Here is a 24,384-nt window from a genome sequence, read left to right on the forward strand (position 1 = left end):
ACTCGTTGAGACTTGGTATTCATTTTTCGTCTTGCGACGTTAAGAATCCGTATCTTCGAGTGCCCACACAGATTGTCTGATAAATTGTTAAAGAGCAGTTGCGACGCGCTTTAGCGCTCTGTCGCGAGGTGGCGTATATTACGCTTTCCTCTTTCAGAGTCAACCCTCATTTTCAGGTTTTTCTCTTCAACCGAACCGGCTGTTTGTGTGAAGTGATTCACATCCGCCGTGTCGATGGAGGCGCATTATAGGGAGTTTCCTGCGGCCCGCAACCCTTAAATGACAGAAAAATGACTGACTGCTGCATTCCACAGCAAAACCCCGCCTTATACCCATTTACACACAGAGTTATCCACAATCGTAAGGAAATTATCTGTAAGCGTCCCTAAAAAGGGAGAGAATCGGTATGAAAACCTCTATATAGAAAGAAATTCACTCTACGCTATATAAAGAAGAAGGACTGACAACTTAAGCGCCATAATCCCTACCACCTTTGAATTACGCACCCCATCAGGCAATAATACCCGCACAAACCGTGATTTCAGGACCGTGATGAGATACTCCCTGCAACGTACTGCTATACGTAAACGCCCGATGAAGCTTGGCACCACCGTGATCCTCATGGTTAGTGCAGTACTCTTCTCCGTGCTGCTTGTCGTTCATCTGATTTATTTCTCGCAGATCAGCAACATGACGCGCGATGCATTAGCGAGTAAAGCGCTTGCGGTCGCGCGAACGCTAGCCAACTCTCCGGAGATCCGCCAGGGCCTAATGAAAAAGCCCGAGGAAAGCGGCATTCAGGCGATTGCCCAGGCGGTGAATAAGAGCAACGACTTTTTGTTTATCGTCGTCACTGATATGCAAAGCATTCGTTACTCCCATCCCGAAGCGCAGCGAATCGGTCAGCCATTTAAAGGTGATGACATATTGCTGGCCCTGCAAGGTAAAGAGAATGTCGCCATTAATCGCGGATTCCTGGCTAAAGCTCTACGTGTATTTACTCCTATCTATGACGAACATCATCGGCAGATTGGCGTGGTGTCGATCGGCCTTGAGCTCAGCCGGGTGACTGAGCAGATCAATAACAGCCGCGGCAGCATCATCTGGTCAATCTTATTTGGCGTGCTGGTTGGGCTACTCGGCACATGGGTATTTGTCAAAGTCCTCAAGCGCATTCTGTTTGGCCTGGAGCCTTATGAAATCTCCAATCTGTTCGAACAACGCCAGGCGATGCTGCACTCTATAAAGGAAGGTGTTATTGCCGTTGACGAATGCGGTGAAGTGACCCTGATTAACCAGGCGGCGCAGGAGCTGCTGGATTATCACAAATCACAAGATGATGCCCAGCTCTCCACACTCAGCCATGCGTGGTCACAGGTGGTCGATTTTTCACAGGTACTACATGACGGAACGCCGCGCCGCGATGAAGAGATCATGGTGAAGGATCGGCTACTCTTAATTAACACGGTCCCGGTACTCAGCAACGGTAAAATCATCGGTGCCATTTCAACCTTCAGAGATAAGACTGAAGTCCGAAAACTCATGCAACGTCTGGATGGTATGGTCAACTATGCCGACGCACTTCGTGAACGATCCCACGAATTCATGAATAAATTGCACGTGATTCTGGGATTATTGCATCTGAAAAGTTATAAGCAGCTTGAAAATTACATCCTGAAGACCGCAAACAATTATCAGGAAGAAATTGGCTCACTGTTAGGAAAAATAAAATCACCGGTGATCGCAGGATTTTTACTCAGTAAGATTAATCGCACATCTGATTTAGGCCATAGTCTGGTCATTAGCAATGAAAGCCAGTTACCGGAAAATAGCAACGAAGATCAGGTGGCGGTACTGATTACCGTTCTGGGGAATCTGATTGAAAACGCCCTGGAAGCGCTAGGTCAAGAACCTGGTGGTGAGATCAGCGTATCCTTGCATTATCGACACGGCTGGTTGCATTGCGAAGTGAATGATGATGGTCCGGGGATTGCCCCCGAAAACATTGAGCACATCTTTGAGAAGGGCGTCTCGTCAAAAGGAAGCGAACGGGGCGTTGGTTTAGCGCTTGTTAAACAACAGGTTGAAAACGTTGGCGGTAATATTTCCGTCGAGTCTGAACCAGGGATCTTCACCCAATTTTTTGTACAGTTACCGTGGAATGGTGAGAGGGCCAGCAGATGATCAATGTCTTAATTGTCGATGACGATGCAATGGTAGCGGAATTAAACCGCCGTTATGTCGCGCAACTCTCCGGTTTTCACTGCTGCGGCACAGCCTCCACGCTGGAGAAAGCAAAAGAGATAATCTTTCATAGCGGTCATCATATCGATCTGATTTTGCTAGATATTTATATGCAAAAAGAAAACGGTCTGGACCTGCTACCGGTTCTGCACAGCGAAGGTTGCAAGTGTGATGTCATCGTCATCTCTTCCGCCGCTGATGCCACCACCATCAAAGATTCACTTCACTACGGTGTTGTTGACTACCTGATCAAACCTTTCCAGGCTTCCCGGTTTGAAGAGGCGCTCACCGGCTGGCTGCACAAGAAAAATGAGATGGACAAGCATCAGTACTATGAACAGTCTGAGCTTGACCAGCTGATTCACGGCAGCTCTTCCAATGAACAGGAAGCACGGCGCTTACCTAAAGGGTTAACGCCACAAACGTTACGCACGCTGTGTCAGTGGATTGATGAGCACCAGGATCAGGAGTTCTCCACGGATGAGCTGGCCAACGAGGTCAATATCTCGCGCGTCTCTTGCCGTAAATACCTTATCTGGCTCGTCAATTGTCACATCTTATTTACCAGCATCCATTATGGCGTGACCGGCAGACCTGTTTATCGTTATCGTGTGCAGGCTGAACACTACTCATTGCTTAAACAATATTGCCAATAAATACACTTGGGATTATTTGTTATTTGAAAGTAACAATTATTAAAATAATGAAAAATCCCAATTTCACCAGCTGGCACTGTAAAATTATAAATTTGCGTTAGATCAAATATATTTGTATCCGGCATGTTAAATGTATTATTTTAATATTGACAACCATCACACTGTTTTTAATTTCAAAATCGCTAACAAAAGTTAATTAAGTATTATCTAACTCGCAGAGTGTGTATTTTTACCCATAAAGGATTAGTCTGAAATTAACCAGACATAAAAAATCTAGACTGGTAGCAATGGAGACCATGCTACGTACCATGGACACCGTACATTTTTGTGAGCAAATAAAAGTATCCGCACGCCGACCTCATCACATTATGAGATGGCGTGACCGTGATCACATAAATAATCTACTCACCCATTCTGTCGGTGGTTCACGTAATAGCGGAAAACGCAAAACAGATAAATTACAGCGTCAACCGCAGCTTTCCATGCCCAGCTCTGCTTCCCATCGCCTGAGGATTTTCTCCTCTGATCAAAGCCACAGAAAAAAGCTAAATATTTCCATAAATTTGAAAAAACATTCTAGCAAGACATTTGAACATTAATCGCAAATACGGACATATCGAATACTGACCATTTTTTGATGCTTATTCTGGCAAAAAAGAATGTGGCACAGATCCATTTTTCAAAAAATTGACTGGGTTTTTCGCGAGGGTAAATAAAATGTTATTTAGTATACAACTTCTCATAATATTAATATGTTTGTTTTATGGTGCCAGAAAGGGCGGTATCGCGCTGGGTTTATTAGGCGGTATCGGCCTGGTCATTCTGGTTTTCGTTTTCCATCTCCAGCCGGGTAAACCACCTGTAGATGTAATGCTGGTTATTATTGCCGTGGTGGCCGCATCGGCAACCTTGCAAGCCTCCGGCGGCCTTGACGTTATGCTGCAAATCGCTGAAAAGCTGCTGCGCCGTAACCCAAAATACGTTTCCATCGTCGCACCTTTCGTTACCTGCACCCTGACGATTCTCTGCGGTACAGGGCACGTGGTATACACCATCCTGCCAATCATTTATGACGTTGCCATTAAGAACAATATTCGCCCGGAACGTCCGATGGCGGCGAGTTCTATCGGTGCACAGATGGGGATTATCGCCAGCCCAGTTTCTGTAGCCGTGGTGTCACTGGTGGCAATGCTGGGTAACGTAACGTTTGAAGGCAAGCATCTCGAATTCCTCGACCTGCTCAGCATCACCATCCCGTCTACCCTGTTGGGTATCCTGGCGATCGGTATCTTCAGCTGGTTCCGTGGTAAGGATCTGGATAAAGATGAAGAGTTCCAGAAGTTCATTTCCGTACCTGAAAACCATAACTATGTGTATGGCGATACCGCCACGCTGTTAGACAAAAAGCTGCCGAAAAGCAACTGGCTGGCCATGTGGATCTTCCTGGCTGCTATCGCCGTGGTTGCCGTGCTTGGCGCGTTCTCTGAGCTGCGTCCTACCTTTAGCGGCAAACCGCTGTCAATGGTGCTGGTTATCCAGATGTTCATGCTGCTGACCGGTGCGCTGATTATTATCCTGACGAAGACCAATCCCGCTTCAATATCTAAAAACGAAGTCTTCCGTTCCGGTATGATCGCGATTGTGGCGGTGTACGGTATTGCCTGGATGGCCGAAACAATGTTCGGCGCGCACATGACAGAAATCGAAGGTGTGCTGGGCAATATGGTGAAAGAGTATCCGTGGGCCTATGCAATTGTTCTGCTGCTGGTATCCAAATTTGTAAACTCCCAGGCAGCGGCGCTGGCAGCGATTGTTCCGGTCGCGCTGGCAATCGGGGTTGATCCCGCGTACATCGTGGCTTCTGCTCCGGCATGTTACGGTTACTACATTCTGCCGACCTACCCGAGCGATCTGGCTGCTATCCAGTTTGACCGTTCCGGCACCACCCACATCGGCCGCTTCGTTATCAACCACAGCTTCATTCTGCCTGGCTTGATCGGCGTAAGCGTATCCTGTGTCTTTGGTTGGATCTTCGCCGCAATGTACGGTTTCCTGTAATCACAGTTCGCGTGCCGTCCACGTTGGTACGGCACGCCACCATGAAGACACAGAGAATTTTAAAATTCCTGAGAAAAATGAAAAGGCTGGAAGCAAATGTCAAAAGTTGAATTCACTTACCAGGCGGCTTTCCCACTGGGGGAAGACAAAACTGAGTACTACCTGCTGACATCCGATCACGTCAGCGTCGGCGAGTTTGAAGGCGAAACAATCCTGAAAGTAGCCCCTGAAGCACTTACACTACTGGCCCAGCAAGCCTTCCACGATGCCTCCTTCATGCTCCGCCCAGAACACCAACAGCAAGTAGCCTCAATTCTCCATGATCCCGAAGCCAGCGAAAACGATAAGTACGTGGCGCTGCAGTTCCTGAGAAACTCCGAAATCGCCGCCAAAGGCGTGTTGCCAACCTGCCAGGACACCGGTACGGCAATCATCATGGGTAAAAAAGGTCAGCGTGTTTGGACCGGCGGCGGCGATGAAGCGGCGCTCTCCAAAGGCGTATTTAATACCTATATCGAAGATAACCTGCGCTACTCGCAAAACGCGGCGCTGGATATGTACAAAGAAGTAAATACCGGCACCAACCTGCCCGCACAGATCGATCTGTACAGCGTGGACGGCGACGAATACAAATTCCTGTGCGTGGCCAAAGGCGGCGGCTCAGCCAACAAAACCTATCTGTATCAGGAAACCAAAGCGCTGCTGACTCCCGGCAAACTGAAAAACTTCCTGGTTGAGAAAATGCGCACGCTGGGTACCGCAGCTTGCCCGCCGTATCACATCGCATTCGTTATTGGTGGTACGTCAGCGGAAAGCACCCTCAAAACGGTGAAGCTGGCTAGCACACACTACTATGACGCGCTACCGACTGAAGGCAATGCTCACGGCCAGGCGTTCCGCGATCTGCAACTGGAACAAGAACTGCTGGAAGAAGCGCAGAAACTCGGCCTTGGTGCTCAGTTCGGCGGGAAATACTTCGCACATGATATCCGCGTGATCCGCCTGCCTCGCCACGGCGCATCCTGCCCGGTTGGTATGGGCGTTTCTTGCTCCGCAGACCGTAACATCAAGGCCAAGATCAACCGCGAAGGGATCTGGATTGAAAAACTGGAACATAACCCAGGTCAGTACATTCCAGAATCTCTGCGCCAGGCGGGCGAAGGCGAAGTGGTTAAAGTTGACCTTAACCGCCCAATGAAAGAGATCCTCGCCCAGCTCTCTCAGTACCCGGTTTCTACTCGTCTGTCACTGAGCGGTACTATCATTGTTGGTCGTGACATTGCCCACGCGAAGTTAAAAGAACGTATTGAGTCCGGCGAAGGTCTGCCGCAGTACGTGAAAGATCATCCGATCTACTACGCGGGTCCGGCCAAAACACCTGCAGGCTACCCGTCCGGTTCTTTAGGTCCAACCACCGCGGGTCGTATGGACTCCTACGTTGACCTGTTGCAGTCTCACGGCGGCAGCATGATCATGCTGGCAAAAGGTAACCGTAGCCAACAGGTGACTGACGCCTGCCACAAACACGGCGGCTTCTACTTGGGCAGCATTGGTGGACCGGCAGCGGTACTGGCGCAGCAGAGCATTAAGCATCTGGAATGCGTGGAATACCCGGAGCTGGGTATGGAAGCTATCTGGAAAATCGAAGTAGAAGATTTCCCGGCTTTCATTCTGGTCGATGACAAAGGCAACGATTTCTTCCAGCAAATCGTCAGCAAACAATGCGCTAACTGCGCGAAGTAACCCATTCGGCCCGGCACTGGACTGGCACTAAATTTTTGGCGTCAGTCCAGCGATCCCCCCGGGCCAACTTTATCCCCCCATTTACTGGTATTGAATTTTTGCCGCTCACAGGGAATAGTGACCTTTTCCATTACGTGTGAATTCGCAATGCTCCGCACTCTGAACCCCACAATCTTGCGCACCGGCGCATTGATCCTGGCGCTGATTCTTATCTACACCGGTATCTCTGCCTCGGAGAAAATCACCTGGCTGATGGAAGTCACGCCAGTCATTATTGTCGTCCCGCTGTTACTGGCAACCATGAAGCAGTACCCATTGACGCCGCTGCTTTATACGTTGATTTTCTTGCACGCCATCATTCTGATGGTAGGCGGGATGTATACCTACGCCAAAGTCCCCGTCGGTTTTCAGGTTCAGGAATGGCTGGATCTCAGTCGAAACCCCTATGACAAGCTGGGCCACTTCTTCCAGGGGCTGGTACCAGCCCTGACGGCAAGAGAGATTTTAGTGCGCGGCAATATTGTCCGTGGTCGTAAGATGCTGGCATTTTTGGTCTGCTGCGTAGCACTGGCGATTAGCGCAATGTATGAACTGATCGAATGGTGGGCTGCGCTGGCAATGGGGCAAGGTGCGGATGACTTCCTTGGCACGCAGGGTGACCCGTGGGATACCCAGTCGGACATGTTCTGCGCCCTGCTCGGTGCGTTAACAACGGTCCTCGCGTTGGCGGGCTGGCACAATCGGCAGTTGAAAACGGCCGGAGAGCGCTAACGCTTCTCCGGCAATCTACGCTACCTACTGCGGTACTTGATAACCAAAATCGGCAAGGCGAACAACAGTGTCAGAAAGTTCGCCATGCTGACGGCAGTATCTTCAATCAATAATCCGTAAATCAGCCACAAAACCAGCCCGCACACAAACATCACATACATCAAACCGGAGATGCCTTGTGTGTTGCGGGTGGTAATAACCTTAATGGCTTGCGGCAAGAAAGAGAGCGTCGTCAGGCTGGCCGCCAAATATCCAATCAACGAATACCATTCCATCGCTATGCCTTCACATCGCCTGGAGCCACTACCGCAATAGCCGGGATATCCGGTTGCTCATGGTGCTGCGGCACCTTGCGATACTTATCCAGTAAATGGATCTGGATCCTGCGCAGGGTGTCGCCATTCAGTCGATAAAAGCGGAAATACAGGACTAAGGTCACCACAAAAAAGAGTGCGGGTAGCGCTATCATAATAAACTGCATGCCAACGATGGTTTCGGCAGACTGCGCGACATTTGGCGCGTAATTAATCACCCCGAGTATCAACGCGATAAAGAAAGCGGCAAATGCTGACCCACCTTTTACCACCATTGTCTGCACCGAATAAGCGATACTTTCACAACGAACATTAAGTTTGTATTCGCCGTAATCAACGGTATCTGCCACCATAATGACCTGCAACACCCAGAAAAGCGCAGAACCAATATTCAGTAAAACACCCGCTATAACAATCAGTAAGATATTATGGAAATCTGCCAGCGCCATCACCAGTAGTACGCTACAGCTAAGCACCGGCAACACCGATGCCCCAGCCCACAAGATCCGTCGTGACAACGCGTTTACCAGCCGAGGAAAGAAAATCAGTGTCAGCAGGTTTGCCGCACCTGCGTAAGACATGTAGTACGGGAAGAGACTTGCATCGCCAATCACGTAGGTAAAATAGTAAATGGCAAAGCCAGCAATGATATTGGATGCAATATTGTAAGCCAGTGCCATACCTAACAGGCAGGATAGCTGGTCATTTTTATAGATAAGCCCAACGATCGCTTTCAACCCAAGACGACTGCTGTCTGCCGTGGCCTCACTGTCTGACGAATAAACCTCATGCACATTCCGTAGCGTCACAACGGTGGAAATGATAAAGAACGCGATGAGAATTAGCGTAAACATCTGAAAACCAAAACCACGATCTGCTCCGCCAACATAGCTCACAAAAGGCAGCGTCACGCCTGCGGTAACAAACCCAGAAAGGCTGGCGAAGAAACGGGGGTACGGCACCAGTTGTTCACGCTCGCGTTTATCCAGCGTAATGGTTGGCACCAGTGACCAGAATGGAATATCCATAATGGTGTAGGTCATTCCCCATAATATATACGTCACGCAAACAAATACGACCTGCGCAGTACCCTCAAAAAGATGTGCGCTAAAAAGCAAAAACAGCACCAATGAGTTCGCCAGCGTACCTAGCAAGATCCAGGGTTTAAATTTTCCCCAGCGCGATCGGGTGGCGTTCACAATCCAGCCCATAATGGGATCGTTTACCGCATCCCAAATCCTTGCCGCCAGGAACAACGTTCCGACCAGCCCCACCGATAATCCCACTACGTCGGTGTAGTAATACATCAGGTACATGTACACAATACCGATGGCGAAATCCTTACCAAACGCTCCAAATCCATAACTGAGTTTTGTTGTCAGAGATATGCTCATAGGGTATCGGGTCGCTGTTACCAGCGCCCGCCTTCTGTAAGAGGAAACGTCAGAGGTTAAACGCCGGATACAATGCCCGGCGTGATTGTGTATTAACGGTGCAGCCAGGCCGGCAGCCAGTCGCCGTGAGACGCGATCAGGTCGTCCACCAGCGCATAAATCTCTTCAATCCCCAGTACCGCGGCGGTATGCGGATCCATCATCACCGCGTGATAAACGCGATCGCGATTCTCCGTCAGGATGGCTTCCGTTAGCAGGGTCTGAACATTGATATTGGTTTGCATCATGGCCGCCAAATGTGACGGGAGAGTCCCGACTTTCGTTGGCTGAATACCATTCGCATCAACCAGACAAGCGACCTCAACGCAGCAGCCTTGCGGCAAGTTATCGATCAGATTGTCATTGCGAACGTTGCCATACACGACGCTCGGTTCACCGGTCCAGATAGCGTTCATGATAGTGCTGGCATATTCGCGCGACGGTTTAATGTCGATCCGCTCAGCCGTTTTGTACTCTTCCAGCTCTTTTTTCCAGTTCGCCAACTGTTCCACACAACGTTTCGGATATTCATCCAATGGCACCTTATAGCGCTCAATCAAATCTTCACGCCCCGGTTTGATAAACCACGGCGTATATTCGGCGAAGTGCTCCGACGATTCGGTGACGAAATACCCCAATTTTTTGAACATTTCATAACGCACAATGTTCTGGCAACGGGTATTTCCGTGAATATTCGGTTTCGGCGCCTGACCGGATTCATAGGCCGCCAGCAGCTCCGGGTAGAGATTCACATAGGCACCGTCCGCCGTTTTGCGCTCCAGCTCCAGATAAAACGCCATATGGTTGATCCCGGCACTGCGATAGCGCAAAGAAGCAGGGTCGATGTTCAGATCGCGGGCCAACTCCTCCGCCGTCCCCTGCACCGAATGACACAACCCAACCTGCTTAATATGCGGATAGCGCGCATACATTGCCCAGGTGTTCATTGCCATCGGGTTAACGTAGTTAAGCATTGTGGCCTGCGGACAGACTTCGGTCATATCCTCACAAATCTGCCATAAATGCGGGATGGTGCGCAGCGCGCGCATAATGCCGCCCGGCCCCAGCGTGTCGGCAATCGTCTGCTCCAGACCATGGCGTTTACACACCGTAAAATCGGTGACGGTACAAGGTTCATAGCCGCCAATCTGGAAAGCGACCACCACAAAATCAGCATCCTGTAATGCTGCTTTTTGATCGGTATAGCAGGTGATTCGTCCAGACGCGCCCGCAGAATCCATCAACTTGCGCACAACAACGTGTGACTCTTCCAGACGCGTAGGATCGAGATCCATCAAGGCGATATGCGCAGATTTAAGCGCATCGCGGTGAAAGACGTCCCCAAGAATATTTTTGACGAAAATCGTGGAACCGGCGCCGATAAAGGTAATTTTGGGTGCAGACATCATGACTCTCCAGAACATTAGTGAACACAGTCATGGTGGCACAGCGCATAGATGAAAACCTCCGACTTCCCTGCTGAGCATTCCCATAAACTCAGATCATCACTCTGCGCCCTATTGGATCTGAGTTTATGGGACAAAATTACCCAAAAAGCAGAGTATGCGGCCGCAAAATGTCGCTATGCTCAATGGTAACGGTCCAATTTGTGTCCTGATTCTCAGCCTTAATACGTGTTAAATGACATGATTCTGATAATTCAGGAAATGGAGCAACCATGAGTACATTACCGACATCGCCTCTTCCTCCCGATCCGCACATGTGCAGTAGCGATGAAGAACAAACCCGCAGCCCGCTATCGCTGTACTCAGAATATCAACGGATGGATATCGAGTTGCGCTCACCGCATGCTATGCCTGCCAGCCACTGGCATGGGCAGGTGGAGATCAATGTTCCGTTTGATGGTGACGTCGAGTACCTTATCAACAACGAAGTCGTGCAGATAAAACAGGGACACATCACGCTATTCTGGGCCTGTACACCGCATCAGCTCACGCGTCCGGGCAACTGCCAAAGTATGGCTATCTTCAATTTACCGATGCACCTTTTCCTCTCCTGGCCGCTGGATCGCGAGCTGATCAACCATGTTACCCATGGAATGGTCATCAAATCGCTGGCGTCGCAGCAGTTGAGCACCTTTGAGGTTCAGCGCTGGCAACAGGAACTGAGCAACCCGAACGAACAAATTCGCCAGCTCGCCATTGATGAAATTGGTCTGATGCTCAAACGGTTTAGCCTTTCCGGCTGGCAGCCTATCCTGGTCAATAAAACCTCGCGGACCCACAAAAACAGCGTGTCGCGGCACGCCCAGTTTTACGTCAGCCAAATGCTGAGCTTTATTGCCGACAACTACGATCAGGCGCTCACCATCAACGACGTCGCGGAACACGTGAAGCTCAACGCCAACTACGCGATGGGGATTTTCCAACGCGTAATGCAACTCACCCTGAAGCAGTACATCACGGCAATGCGGATCAATCACGTCCGCGCATTGCTTAGCGATACCGATAAAACCATTCTCGACGTTGCGTTGACTGCCGGATTCCGATCCAGCAGCCGTTTTTATGACACCTTCAGCAAGTTTGTCGGCATGTCGCCGCAGCAGTACCGCAAACTGAGCCAGCAGCATCGGCAAACAATCGCTGGTTGATATCATTCGGCAATATCAGTATCAGCCAAAAAAATATTCCCCCTGTCGATAAACGGCGGTGAAAAACCGCCAACAAGCAAACATAACCCACTGTTTAAAAACAAATTAAACACAAATTAGACTATTTTTTACCCGCTTTACAGCCCATTTTGACAGGATAATACTTGCCTGCGTCACATTCATACGGTGTGTCTGCAATTCATAGATTGCAACCTTTCCACAACCGGGTAAAAGATGATGAAAGTATTAATTGTTGAAAGTGAGTTTCTGCATCAGGACACCTGGGTCGGTAGCGCTGTCGAACGTCTGGCTGACGCATTAAGCCGCCAAAATGTTACCGTCATTAAGTCCACCTCATTCGACGATGGTTACGCAATCCTCGCCGCCAATGAAGCCATTGATTGCCTGATGTTCAGCTATCAAATGGAACAACAAGACGAGCACCTGAACGTCAGGCAATTGATCGGCAAGCTCCACGAGCGCCAGCAAAACGTACCTGTTTTCCTGCTGGGCGATCGCGAAAAAGCCACCGCATCGCTGGATCGCGACCTGCTGGAGCTTGTCGATGAATTCGCCTGGATTCTGGAAGATACCGCAGACTTTATCGCCGGTCGCGCCGTTGCGGCGATGACCCGCTACCGCCAACAACTTCTGCCACCGCTGTTCAGCGCGCTGATGAAGTACGGCGACATCCATGAATACTCCTGGGCAGCACCGGGTCACCAGGGCGGCGTCGGATTCACCAAAACGCCGGCCGGTCGTTTCTACCATGATTACTATGGTGAAAACTTATTCCGTAGCGACATGGGTATTGAACGCGCATCGCTCGGCTCGCTGCTGGATCATACCGGCGCGTTTGGCGAGAGCGAAAAATATGCTGCCCGCGTGTTTGGCGCTGACCGCTCCTGGTCCGTGGTGGTCGGGACTTCCGGCTCTAACCGCACCATCATGCAGGCTTGTATGACCGATGATGACGTCGTGGTGCTGGATCGTAACTGCCATAAATCCATCGAGCAGGGGCTTATCCTCACCGGGGCAAAACCGGTGTACATGGTGCCAAGCCGCAACCGGTACGGCATTATCGGGCCTATCTACCCGCAGGAAATGCAGCCTGAAACATTGCAGAAAAAGATCAGCGAAAGCCCGCTGACCAAAGGTAAAGCCGGGCAAAAACCGTCTTACAGCGTTGTGACCAACTGTACCTACGACGGTGTTTGCTACAACGCCAAAGAGGCCCAGGACCTGCTCGCGCAAACCAGCGATCGCATCCACTTCGATGAGGCCTGGTACGGCTATGCTCGCTTCAACCCAATTTACGCCGATCACTACGCCATGCGTGGCGCGCCGGGCGATCATAACGGTCCTACCGTTTTTGCCACCCACTCGACCCACAAACTGCTGAATGCGCTTTCTCAGGCATCTTACATTCACGTTCGTGAAGGTCGTGGGGCCGTGAACTTCTCCCGCTTTAACCAGGCGTACATGATGCACGCCACTACCTCTCCGCTGTATGCCATCTGTGCTTCAAACGACGTGGCGGTCTCCATGATGGACGGTAACAGCGGCCTGTCGCTCACCCAGGAAGTGATCGACGAAGCGGTCGATTTCCGTCAGGCCATGGCACGGTTGTACAAAGAATTCACCGCCGAAGGCGACTGGTTCTTCAAACCGTGGAACAAAGAGATTGTGACCGATCCGCAGACCGGCAAAACCTATGACTTTGCCGATGCGCCAACCCAACTCCTGACCACCGACCAGAACTGCTGGGTAATGCGCCCCGGTGAATCCTGGCACGGATTTAAAGACCTGCCGGATAACTGGAGCATGCTGGACCCGATCAAAGTCAGCATTCTGGCTCCGGGAATGGGCGACGATGGTGAACTGGAAGAGAACGGCGTACCGGCTGCACTGGTCACCGCCTGGCTTGGCCGTCACGGCATCGTGCCGACCCGTACCACCGATTTCCAGATTATGTTCCTGTTCTCCATGGGGATTACCCGCGGGAAATGGGGCACACTGATCAACACGTTGTGCTCTTTCAAACACCATTACGATGCCAATACCCCGCTGGCACAGGTGATGCCAGAACTGGTTGAGGAACATCCAGACACTTACGCCAACATGGGCATTCACGATCTGGGCGACACCATGTTCGCCTGGCTGAAAGAGAACAACCCTGGCGCACGTCTTAACGCGGCCTACTCCGGCCTGCCTGTTGCTGAAATCACCCCGCGTGAAGCCTATAACGCGATAGTCAGCGATAACGTTGAGATGGTGGCCATTGAAAATCTGCCGGGTCGTATAGCCGCGAACTCCGTTATTCCTTACCCACCAGGAATTCCGATGCTGCTGTCCGGGGAAAACTTTGGCGACGCCAATAGCCCGCAGATTAGTTATCTACGTTCGTTGCAGTCCTGGGACCACCACTTCCCTGGATTTGAACATGAAACCGAAGGAACGGAAATTATTGACGGTGTGTACCACGTTATGTGCGTGAAAGCATAATGTCGTTTTATAGATAGTCCGATGTTTAAGGTAGACATGTCATGCTTGAGTAATTCCTGAGTATTGCTGCAAAACAATAACATTGTCATACCTTTTTGCGCGGGACCACCCCGCGCTTTTTTTATACGCAAATAGCGCCTTTCCACTTGCGTACAAAAATGTGTACATAAGAAAAATCCCGCCAAACATTGTAATTAATTTCAGACACGTTATTTTATTGCAGTCCTGGTTTCATCATACAATTTCAATTTAGCCGATTTGGCTCATCTGATGTTGAGCTACGGTGTTTTATGTTCATATTCCTGGAGTTGGGTATGAGGCTTTGCAGCAAAGAAGCTTGTGTTGTTGTATTAACGGAGAAGGATGTTTGGTTAAGGATTAACGGTAAAGAAGCCATCAGTTTAAAAGCTAATCATATGGCGCTGGTGGCATGCGATAATAATATTATCGATTTCTCATCACTTAATAACGCATTGGTCGTACATATCAGCCGCGATATCATTAAAGATTATCTGCGCTTTTTAAATAAAGACCTTTCACAGATCCCACTCTGGCAACGCAGTGCCAGCCCAGTGATGACCGCCGCGTGTCTGACGCCGGATGTCTTCAGGGTGGCAGCCCAACACAGCGTAATGGACACAGTGAACGAAGCTGAAAGAGAGCGTACGCGCTCGCTACTGTTCACGGTGTTATCACGCTTTCTCGACAGCAAAAAGTTTATTTCTTTGCTCATGTATATGCTGCGCAACTGTATCAGCGATAGCGTTTATCACATTATTGAGAGCGATATACATAAAGACTGGAATTTAAGCATGGTTGCCAGTTGCTTATGCCTGAGTCCCAGTTTGTTAAAGAAAAAGCTCAAAAGTGAAAATACAAGTTACAGCCAAATAATTACCACATGTCGCATGCGATATGCCGTCAATCAATTACTGATGGACGGCAAAAACATTTCTCAGGTCTCTCAACTGTGTGGATATAACAGTACCTCATACTTTATCTCCGTATTCAAAGAGTTCTATGGGATGACGCCTCTGCATTATGTGAGTCAACATAGGGAGCCATCCGCCGCCTGATTTTTAATCAGTTAGCGATAAGCCATAATAATATCAGCATTAGCGATACCCCAGCTCCGTCATCATTAAATAGACTTTTGACGAGGTATGATAAGGCGTCATTTATCCTTATCAGGAGTTAAAAAATATGTCGACGGATGCTGATGCTCACAAAGTGGGCTTAATCCCCGTCACCCTTATGGTGTCGGGGAATATTATGGGTTCCGGTGTATTCCTGCTACCCGCAAACCTTGCGTCAACTGGCGGGATTGCAATCTACGGATGGTTGGTCACGATTATCGGTGCTCTGGCACTGTCGATGGTGTACGCCAAAATGTCGTCCTTAGACTCCAGTCCCGGTGGTTCTTATGCTTACGCCCGCCGCTGCTTCGGTCCTTTTTTGGGCTACCAGACCAACGTGCTGTACTGGCTGGCCTGCTGGATTGGTAACATCGCCATGGTGGTCATTGGCGTCGGTTACCTGAGCTACTTCTTCCCCATCTTAAAAGATCCGCTGGTCCTGACGCTGACCTGCGTCGTAGTGCTGTGGATCTTCGTATTACTGAACATTGTCGGACCGAAAATGATCACCCGCGTGCAGGCCGTCGCAACGGTACTGGCACTGGTGCCAATTGTCGGGATTGCCGTCTTCGGCTGGTTCTGGTTCCGCGGTGAAACCTATATGGCAGCCTGGAACGTCAGCGGGATGAACACCTTCGGCGCGATTCAAAGCACTCTGAACGTCACCTTGTGGTCATTTATCGGGGTGGAAAGCGCCTCCGTTGCGGCTGGCGTGGTTAAAAATCCCAAACGTAACGTACCTATCGCCACCATGGGCGGTGTGCTGATTGCCGCTGTTTGCTACGTGCTCTCCACCACCGCAATCATGGGTATGATCCCTAACGCGGCGCTGCGTGTATCAGCCTCTCCGTTCGGTGATGCCGCACGTATGGCGCTGGGTGACACCGCTGGGGCGATAGTTTCCTTCTGTGCTGCTGCCGGGTGTCTTGGTTCTCTGGGCGGCTGGACGCTGCTTGCCGGGCAAACCGCCAAAGCCGCAGCCGATGACGGCCTGTTCCCACCAATTTTTGCCCGCGTGAACAAAGCCGGTACGCCAGTGGCTGGGTTAATTATCGTCGGCATCCTGATGACCATCTTCCAGTTCAGCAGCATGTCGCCGAACGCAGCAAAAGAGTTTGGTCTGGTCTCTTCGGTCTCCGTTATCTTCACCCTGGTGCCGTATCTGTATACCTGCGCCGCGCTGCTGCTGCTCGGCCATGGCCACTTTGGTAAAGCACGCCCGATGTACTTACTGGTGACCTTTATCGCCTTTGTCTACTGCATCTGGGCGGTTGTCGGTTCCGGCGCCAAAGAAGTGATGTGGTCGTTCGTCACGCTGATGATCATCACCGCGCTGTACGCACTGAACTACAACCGGATCCATAAAAACCCGTATCCATTGGATGCACCAGTGAACAATAACTAACTTAAGCAATCGTCATTGCCCGATGGCGTCAGTTCATCGGGCCTCCGCTGCCTCGCTGATATTCGAGAAATCAACATTAAGAACTTAAGGTTGGCTTAACTTTACTTTGAGAGGATTTGCGCCACTTAGTCGATGGAACCCCCTTAATGTTAAAGCTCTTGTTTAAAAGGCCCACTCTCGGGCTAATCAGCTGGCTCCTGCTGATCTCATTTTATCTTGCGACCTTCCTGAACATTGCGTTCTATAAACAAGTGCTGCAAGACCTGCCTCTGGACTCTGTGCGTAACGTGCTGGTGTTTTTATCAATGCCAGTCGTCGCGTTCAGCGTCATGAACATCGTGCTGACGCTGGCCTCATTCCTGTGGCTTAATCGCCTGGTGGCGTGCATTTTCATTCTGGTTGGTGCATCGGCCCAATATTTCATCATGACCTACGGCATCATCATCGACCGCTCGATGATCGCCAATATGATGGACACTACGCCCGCCGAAACCTTTGCTTTGCTGACGCCGCAAATGCTCATCACGCTCGGGGTGAGCGGCATTCTGGCCGCGCTCATTGCCTGCTGGGTAAAAATTAAACCGATCACGCCAGTTATGCGCAGCATACTGTTTCGTGGCGCGAATATTCTGATCTCCGCGCTGCTGATCGTGCTGGTCGCAGCGTTCTTCTATAAAGATTACGCCTCACTGTTTCGCAACAACAAAGAACTGGTGAAATCCCTCAGTCCATCCAACAGCATTGTGGCGACGTCATCCTGGTATTCACACCAGCGACTGGCCCACCTGCCGCTGGTGCGCATTGGCGAAGATGCCCATCGCAATCCGTTGATGGTAAAAGAAAAGCGTAAGAACCTGACGATTGTGGTTCTCGGCGAGACCTCGCGCGGCGATAACTTCTCGCTGTCAGGCTACTCGCGCCAGACCAACCCGCTGCTGGAAAAAGATGATGTGGTCTATTTCCCCCGCACCACATCCTGCGGAACGGCAACGGCAGTATCAGTACCCTGCATGTTCTCGGATATGCCACGCGCGCACTACGACGAAGAACTGGCACAGCATCAGGAAGGCGTACTCGACATCATTCAGCGGGCGGGAATTAACGTTCTGTGGAACGATAACGACGGCGGCTGCAAAGGAGCCTGTGATCGGGTTCCACACCAGAATATGACTAAGCTGAACCTGCCAGGGCAGTGTATTGACGGTGAATGCTACGATGAAGTCCTGTTCCACGGGCTGGAAGAGTACATTAATAACCTGCAAGGCGACGGGGTGATTGTGCTGCACACCATCGGCAGCCACGGTCCGACCTATTACAACCGCTATCCTGCGCAGTTTAAGAAATTTACGCCAACCTGCGATACCAACGAAATCCAGACCTGTTCGCAGCAACAGTTGGTCAATACTTACGACAACACCATTCTTTACGTTGACTATATTGTTGATAAAGCGATCAATATACTGAAAGAACACCAGGATAATTTCACCACCAGCCTGGTCTATCTTTCCGATCACGGCGAATCCTTAGGGGAAAATGGCGTCTATTTGCACGGCCTGCCGTATTCGATTGCACCAGATACGCAAAAACATGTGCCGATGCTGCTGTGGCTCTCCGAGGATTATCAGCAACGCTATCAGGTCTCTCAGACATGTTTGCAAAAACGGGCAAGCTCAGAAGACTTCTCGCAGGATAATCTCTTCTCAACTCTGCTGGGATTAACGGGCGTGCAAACACAGAAATATCAGGCGGCAGATGATATTCTGCAACCCTGCCGGGGAGGCTAAACGAATGAAAATTCTGATTGTTGAAGACGACACGTTGTTACTACAGGGACTGATACTCGCTGCACAAACAGAAGGCTACGCCTGTGATGGCGTGTCAACCGCCCGTGCAGCCGAGCAGTGTCTGGAGACCGGACATTACAGTCTGGTTGTTCTGGACCTGGGCTTGCCGGATGAAGACGGTTTGCACTTCCTGACCCGCATCAGACAGAAGAAATACTCTCTCCCCGTGCTGATCCTCACCGCCCGTGACACGCTCAAAGACCGGGTCAGCGGGCTGGACGTGGGTGCCGATGACTATCTGGTCAAACCGTTCGCACTGGAAGAACTGCACGCCCGCATCCGGGCACTTCTGCGTCGCCACAACAATCAGGGTGAAAGTGAATTAATTGTCAGCAATCTGACGCTGAATATCGGTCGTCGCCAGGTGTGGATGGACGGACAAGAGGTTATCTTAACGCCGAAAGAATACGCGCTCCTGTCGCGTCTGATGCTCAAGGCAGGCAGTCCTGTTCACCGGGAAATTCTGTATAACGACATCTACAGTTGGGATAACGAACCGTCGACCAATACGCTGGAAGTGCACATTCACAATCTGCGCGATAAAGTGGGGAAATCACGCATCCGTACGGTCAGGGGATTTGGCTATATGCTGGTCGCCACTGAGGAAAGCTAAGTGAAGCTGCTGCAATATCTAAAACGACCTCTCCCTCTTCGCCAACGGTTAATACTGACGATCGGTCTAATTCTGCTGGTCTTTCAGCTCATTAGCACCTTCTGGTTGTGGCACGAAAGTACCGAGCAAATACAGTTATTCGAACAGGCGCTGCGCGATAACCGTAACAACGATCGCCACATCATGCATGAGATCCGCGAGGCTATCGCCAGCCTGATCGTCCCCGGCATCTTTATGGTCAGCCTGACGCTGCTAATTTGCTACCAGGCGGTGCGACGTATTACCCGCCCTCTGGCAGATCTGCAAAAAGAGTTAGAGGCGCGAGCAGCCGATAACCTGGCCCCGATTGAAATTCACAGCTCAACCGTTGAGATCCAGGCCGTTGTCTCAGCGCTCAATGACCTGGTAACGCGGCTGACCAGCACTATTGAAAACGAACGTTTATTTACCGCCGATGTCGCCCACGAACTTCGCACACCGCTGTCAGGCGTTCGCCTGCATCTGGAATTATTATCCAAAACCCATAAGGTCGACGTTACGCCGTTGATTGCCCGCCTTGATCAAATGATGGACAGCGTATCGCAGCTGCTGCAACTCGCCCGCGTCGGGCAGTCGTTTTCAGCCGGGAGCTACCAGCATGTCAAACTGCTGGAGGACGTTATTCTGCCATCCTACGATGAACTCAGCACCATGCTGGACCAACGTAAACAGACGCTGCTCCTGCCACAAAGCGCGGCGGACGTTGTCGTGCGTGGCGATGCTACGCTGTTGCGGATGCTGCTACGAAATCTGGTGGAAAACGCGCATCGTTACAGCCCGGAAGGCACCCATATTACGATTAGCCTGAACACCGAGCATGATGCCGTCCTGGCCGTCGAAGATGAAGGGCCGGGCATTGATGAAAGTAAATGCGGGGAGTTAAGTAAAGCATTCGTCCGAATGGACAGCCGTTTTGGTGGGATTGGGCTGGGGCTGAGCATTGTCAGTCGTATCACCCAGTTACATCAGGGGCATTTCTATCTGCAAAATCGCCAGGGAGCCACCGGCACTCGCGCATGGGTGGAATTGGCGAAAGATCAGTAAGAGCTCACCCACACATACAAAAAGCTGCTGACGATCAGCACGCTGCACACGGTGGTCAAACTTTCATAAATACGGGTTTTCATGACACTCTCCTCCGAAACTATGGAGGAGAGTTTGCCTGACACAGATTAAGCCAACCTTAAGTTGATATCATAAGACACCTTATCCGGCCTACTGAGTACAATGCTGCCCGTAGGCCTGATAAACGTAGTGCCATCAGGCAATAACACGAATGCCCAGGCCATGCGCCGGATGGCGGCTAGCGCCTTATCCGGCCTACTGAGTACAATGCTGCCCGTAGGCCTGATAAACGTAGTGCCATCAGGCAATAACACGAATGCCCAGGCCATGCGCCGGATGGCGGCTAGCGCCTTATCCGGCCTACGAAAGTACAACGCTGCCCGTAGGCCTGATAAACGTAGTGCCAAGGCATTAACACGAATGCCCGGGCCATGCGCCGGATGGCGGCTAGCGCCTTATCCGGCCTACTGAGTACAATGCTGCCCGTAGGCCTGATAAACGTAGTGCCATCAGGCAATAACACGAATGCCCAGGCCATGCGCCGGATGGCGACTAGCGCCTTATCCGGCCTACTGAGTACAACGCTGCCCGTAGGCCTGATAAACGTAGTGCCATCAGGCAATAACACGAATGCCAAGGCCAGGCACCGGATGGCGGCTAGCGCCTTATCCGGCCGACTAAGTACGGCGCTGCCCGTAGGCCTGATAAACGTAGTGCCATCAGGCAATAACACCGTTACTCTTCAATACGCGGATGCTGCTGCACCAGACGCGTGCGCTTAACCTGTAGCTCAGCAATTTCCTGATCGATATCTTCGATTTTCTGTTCAATGTTATCGTAGTGTTCGCCGAGGATCTCTTTCGCTTCCTGAATATCCGAAGCAGCAGGTGTCGCGCCTTTCAGCGGCTGATTAGCCGTCTCTTTCATGGTCACGCCGGTAATTAAACCTACTACCGCAATCACCATCAGATAATAAGCAGGCATCATCAGATTCTGCGAGCTTTCCACCAGCCATGCGGCCAATGTCGGAGTCAGACCGGCGATCAATACCGAGATATTAAACGCGGCGGCCAGCGCACTGTAGCGAATATGCGTCGGGAACATCGCCGGTAACGTTGACGCCATCACCCCGGTAAAGCAGTTGAGGATCACCGCCAACATCAGCAACCCGGCGAAAATCAGGCCGATAACATTACTGTTAATCAGAATAAATGCCGGAATCGCCAGCACAAACAGCGCAATACTGCCCATGATCACAAACGGACGACGCCCGAAACGGTCGCTGAGCAACCCCATAATCGGCTGCACAAACAGCATACCAATCATGATGGCGATAATAATCAACACGCCGTGGTCTTCAGAGTAATGCAGGTTATGCGACAGATAGCTCGGCATATAGGTGAGCAGCATGTAGTAGGTGACGTTGGTGGCAATCACCAGACCAACACATGCCAACAGGCTGCGCCAGTGCTTAGTTGCAATCTCTTTAAACGAGACCTTGGGACCTTCCTGCAGACCCTGACGATCACCCTGCTCCAGTTTATCCACGTGCTGCTGGAACGCCGGCGTCTCTTCCAGCGCATGGCGCAGGTACAGACCAATCAGCCCTAACGGTAGAGCTAGGAAGAACGGAATACGCCAGCCCCACTCAAGGAAGTTATCCTCGCCGACGATAGTTGAGATCAGGACCACCACGCCCGCGCCCAGCACAAACCCGGCAATCGAGCCGAAGTCCAGCCAACTGCCCATAAATCCGCGCTTACGGTCTGGCGAGTACTCTGCGACAAAAATCGATGCCCCGGTATACTCTCCGCCGACCGAGAACCCCTGCGCCATCTTACACAGCAGCAGCAGAATCGGTGCCCAGATACCAATTGAGGCATACGAGGGAATAAGACCGATACAGAAGGTACTGATCGACATAATCACGATGGTGATAGCGAGTATCTTCTGACGACCGTATTTATCGCCGAGCATACCGAAGAACAATCCGCCAAGCGGTCGAATCAGAAAGGGAACAGAGAAGGTGGCGAGTGCAGCAACCATCTGCACGCTGGGGTCAGCCCCCGGGAAGAACACTTTACCTAATGCGTAAGCAACAAATCCATAAACACCAAAATCGAACCACTCCATCGCATTACCTAACGACGCTGCGGTAATGGCTTTTCGCAATTTACCGTCATCAATGATGGTAACGTCGCGCAGCGTTATCGGTTTTATTTTTTTCCTTTTTAGCATACTCGTCCTCATAGACTTAGCCCTGTCACGCTCCAGTTCGAGTCCCCTAACGCCCATGCGTCAGGGTCATCACCGAGCGGGGAATGCACAGGCGCATTCCCTGTAACAAGCGTAGCAGGTTTACTTACACTGACGAGAAACGCACAGTACAACCGAACCTGTTGACGCCTGATTGGGCGGTTAATGACCTCTTTACCCTAACAGCGTTTAAATTTGTGATCAACTTCACATATAGTTTTTCATTTCGTCAACATGCGTAAATTAGGTCATTCTTAGTCAGCTTTTTTACATGTAATGCTTGCGATTTAATGACAATTAAATACAAGAATAAATCGCTTTATTGCACCAACAATCACAGCGGTCACTATTATTCTGCTAGCAAAAAAACCACCTAATCCCTTCACAAAAAGATCACAGCTTTTTTAATAATCATGGTGCTTAAGAACTTTTGCACGGAATATGTGATGAAGATAACTAAAACATCGTTTTATTTTGATTGAATCAATGTTCCTGTGAATGCAAACTAATTCCAGACGCAATATCCCTGGGAGCAGCAACACGCTCAACGTATGCCGCGTTAGATTTTATAAAACAAAGAGATAGCGATTTTCTTTGTTAAGAAATACCAGCAACCATTTGAATTTATTAATTTTTACCCTCTTGCGCGAATTTTAGCAGCGACAAGACATGAGGACGTTTATGAAAATTAAAGCCACGATTGAACGCATCCCCGGCGGAATGATGTTGATTCCTCTGTTATTAGGCGCAGTGTTAAATACGTTAGCTCCGGATACCGGTGCGTATTTCGGTTCGTTTACCAAAGGAATGATCAGCGGAACGGTACCGATTCTGGCAGTGTGGTTTTTTTGTATCGGCGCATCTATTGATTTGCGGGCAACCGGTACGGTATTACGCAAGTCCGGTACGCTGGTAATAACCAAAATAGCCGTGGCGTGGGTAGTGGCAATGATTGCTGCTTCATTTATTCCTGATACCGGTATTCAAACCGGGTTCTTTGCAGGCCTCTCAGTTTTGGCAATTGTCTCCGCAATGGACATGACCAACGGTGGTTTGTACGCCAGCCTGATGAACCAGTACGGCACCAAAGAAGAGTCCGGCGCATTTGTGTTGATGTCTCTGGAATCCGGTCCGTTAATGACCATGGTGATCCTCGGCTCTGCGGGTCTGGCCTCCTTCGAGCCACACCATTTCATCGGCGCGGTATTACCGTTCCTGATTGGCTTTACGTTGGGCAACCTGGATCACGACCTGCGTTCTTTCTTCAGCAAAGCCACACCGGTGCTGATCCCGTTCTTCGGCTTCGCGTTGGGTAACACTATTAACCTGAGCGTGATCGTTGATACCGGTCTGCTGGGTATCCTGCTGGGTGTCGCGGTTATCGTCATCACCGGTATCCCGCTGATTATTGCTGACCGTGTTATTGGTGGCGGGAACGGTACGGCAGGCGTCGCAGCCTCTTCAGCAGCAGGCGCTGCGGTAGCAAACCCGGTGATTATCGCTCAGATTAACCCGGCGTTCGAACCGGTTGCCGCATCCGCTACGGCGCTGGTTGCCGCCAGCGTAATTGTCACCGCCATTCTGGTGCCGATTATCACCGCGCTGTACGCCAAACATTTTAATAAAAACCTGGTCGCCAACGAAGCGGTGGCCACCCCGGCAGACTCTTTGCACCACTAAACCTGCCTTTA

At 50.6% G+C, this 24,384-nt stretch carries 18 protein-coding genes; 13 read left to right on the plus strand and 5 right to left on the minus strand.

The genetic code is table 11. The annotated features are described in order from the left end of the window. Nucleotides 1–552: 552 nt before the first annotated feature. From SK38_RS15540 to SK38_RS15560, 5 genes are all read left to right on the plus strand, one after another. Complete coding sequence (locus SK38_RS15540) at nucleotides 553–2,184, plus strand: sensor histidine kinase (RefSeq protein ID WP_048236312.1); 1,632 nt, start codon at nucleotides 553–555, stop codon at nucleotides 2,182–2,184. Further along, a complete protein-coding gene (gene dcuR, locus SK38_RS15545; RefSeq protein WP_008786975.1) occupies nucleotides 2,181–2,900 on the plus strand; it encodes a two-component system response regulator DcuR in 720 nt (239 codons plus the stop codon). Before SK38_RS15540 ends, dcuR begins: the two co-directional genes overlap by 4 nt. A gap of 717 nt (nucleotides 2,901–3,617) precedes the next feature. Beyond that, a complete protein-coding gene (gene dcuB, locus SK38_RS15550) occupies nucleotides 3,618–4,958 on the plus strand; it encodes an anaerobic C4-dicarboxylate transporter DcuB (protein WP_003031873.1) in 1,341 nt (446 codons plus the stop codon). Nucleotides 4,959–5,054: 96 nt separating this feature from the next. After that, complete coding sequence (gene fumA / locus SK38_RS15555; protein WP_008786974.1) at nucleotides 5,055–6,701, plus strand: class I fumarate hydratase FumA; 1,647 nt, start codon at nucleotides 5,055–5,057, stop codon at nucleotides 6,699–6,701. Nucleotides 6,702–6,848: 147 nt separating this feature from the next. Then, on the plus strand, nucleotides 6,849–7,472 hold the full coding sequence (locus SK38_RS15560) for a DUF2238 domain-containing protein (RefSeq protein ID WP_032941584.1): 624 nt from the start codon (nucleotides 6,849–6,851) through the stop codon (nucleotides 7,470–7,472). A 20-nt stretch (nucleotides 7,473–7,492) separates the two neighbouring features. On the opposite strand, the gene SK38_RS15565 is transcribed toward SK38_RS15560, so the two are convergent. From SK38_RS15565 to melA, 3 genes are all read right to left on the minus strand, one after another. After that, on the minus strand, nucleotides 7,493–7,747 hold the full coding sequence (locus SK38_RS15565) for a SemiSWEET transporter (protein ID WP_008786972.1): 255 nt from the start codon (nucleotides 7,745–7,747) through the stop codon (nucleotides 7,493–7,495). A gap of 2 nt (nucleotides 7,748–7,749) precedes the next feature. Then, entirely contained in the window at nucleotides 7,750–9,180 is a 1,431-nt protein-coding gene (gene melB / locus SK38_RS15570) for a melibiose:sodium transporter MelB (RefSeq protein WP_048236314.1), read from the minus strand. A gap of 92 nt (nucleotides 9,181–9,272) precedes the next feature. Continuing rightward, complete coding sequence (gene melA / locus SK38_RS15575; protein ID WP_156183262.1) at nucleotides 9,273–10,628, minus strand: alpha-galactosidase; 1,356 nt, start codon at nucleotides 10,626–10,628, stop codon at nucleotides 9,273–9,275. Nucleotides 10,629–10,897: 269 nt separating this feature from the next. Between melA and melR the strand changes: the two genes are divergently transcribed. From melR to pmrB, 7 genes are all read left to right on the plus strand, one after another. Beyond that, nucleotides 10,898–11,830 carry a transcriptional regulator MelR gene (gene melR, locus SK38_RS15580; RefSeq protein WP_048227451.1) on the plus strand — a complete coding sequence of 311 codons (933 nt, stop codon included), beginning with the start codon at nucleotides 10,898–10,900 and terminating at the stop codon, nucleotides 11,828–11,830. A 237-nt stretch (nucleotides 11,831–12,067) separates the two neighbouring features. Continuing rightward, nucleotides 12,068–14,335 carry an arginine decarboxylase gene (gene adiA / locus SK38_RS15585; RefSeq protein ID WP_020996085.1) on the plus strand — a complete coding sequence of 756 codons (2,268 nt, stop codon included), beginning with the start codon at nucleotides 12,068–12,070 and terminating at the stop codon, nucleotides 14,333–14,335. Between the two features lie 314 nt (nucleotides 14,336–14,649). Continuing rightward, nucleotides 14,650–15,411, plus strand: coding sequence for an AraC family transcriptional regulator (locus tag SK38_RS15590; protein WP_008786968.1), 762 nt, complete (start codon nucleotides 14,650–14,652; stop codon nucleotides 15,409–15,411). 127 nt (nucleotides 15,412–15,538) lie between these two features. Continuing rightward, on the plus strand, nucleotides 15,539–16,876 hold the full coding sequence (adiC, locus tag SK38_RS15595; protein WP_003031853.1) for an arginine/agmatine antiporter: 1,338 nt from the start codon (nucleotides 15,539–15,541) through the stop codon (nucleotides 16,874–16,876). Nucleotides 16,877–17,022: 146 nt separating this feature from the next. Continuing rightward, nucleotides 17,023–18,660, plus strand: a complete 1,638-nt coding sequence (gene eptA, locus SK38_RS15600; RefSeq protein WP_048236317.1) for a phosphoethanolamine transferase EptA — start codon at nucleotides 17,023–17,025, stop codon at nucleotides 18,658–18,660. A gap of 4 nt (nucleotides 18,661–18,664) precedes the next feature. Beyond that, nucleotides 18,665–19,333, plus strand: a complete 669-nt coding sequence (gene pmrA, locus SK38_RS15605; protein ID WP_008786966.1) for a two-component system response regulator PmrA — start codon at nucleotides 18,665–18,667, stop codon at nucleotides 19,331–19,333. After that, entirely contained in the window at nucleotides 19,334–20,416 is a 1,083-nt protein-coding gene (pmrB, locus tag SK38_RS15610) for a two-component system sensor histidine kinase PmrB (protein WP_048236318.1), read from the plus strand. Here the strand turns inward: pmrB and pmrR are convergent. Next, nucleotides 20,410–20,499, minus strand: a complete 90-nt coding sequence (gene pmrR / locus SK38_RS15615; RefSeq protein WP_003826741.1) for an LpxT activity modulator PmrR — start codon at nucleotides 20,497–20,499, stop codon at nucleotides 20,410–20,412. The two genes, pmrB and pmrR, sit on opposite strands and share 7 nt — an antisense overlap. Nucleotides 20,500–21,172: 673 nt before the next feature. After that, entirely contained in the window at nucleotides 21,173–22,675 is a 1,503-nt protein-coding gene (gene proP / locus SK38_RS15630; protein WP_003826737.1) for a glycine betaine/L-proline transporter ProP, read from the minus strand. A gap of 699 nt (nucleotides 22,676–23,374) precedes the next feature. Between proP and kdgT the strand changes: the two genes are divergently transcribed. Further along, nucleotides 23,375–24,373, plus strand: a complete 999-nt coding sequence (gene kdgT, locus SK38_RS15635; protein ID WP_048236321.1) for a 2-keto-3-deoxygluconate transporter — start codon at nucleotides 23,375–23,377, stop codon at nucleotides 24,371–24,373. Nucleotides 24,374–24,384: the final 11 nt, after the last annotated feature.

It is taken from the genome of Citrobacter sp. MGH110 (assembly GCF_001037515.1).
Classification (GTDB): domain Bacteria; phylum Pseudomonadota; class Gammaproteobacteria; order Enterobacterales; family Enterobacteriaceae; genus Citrobacter; species Citrobacter portucalensis.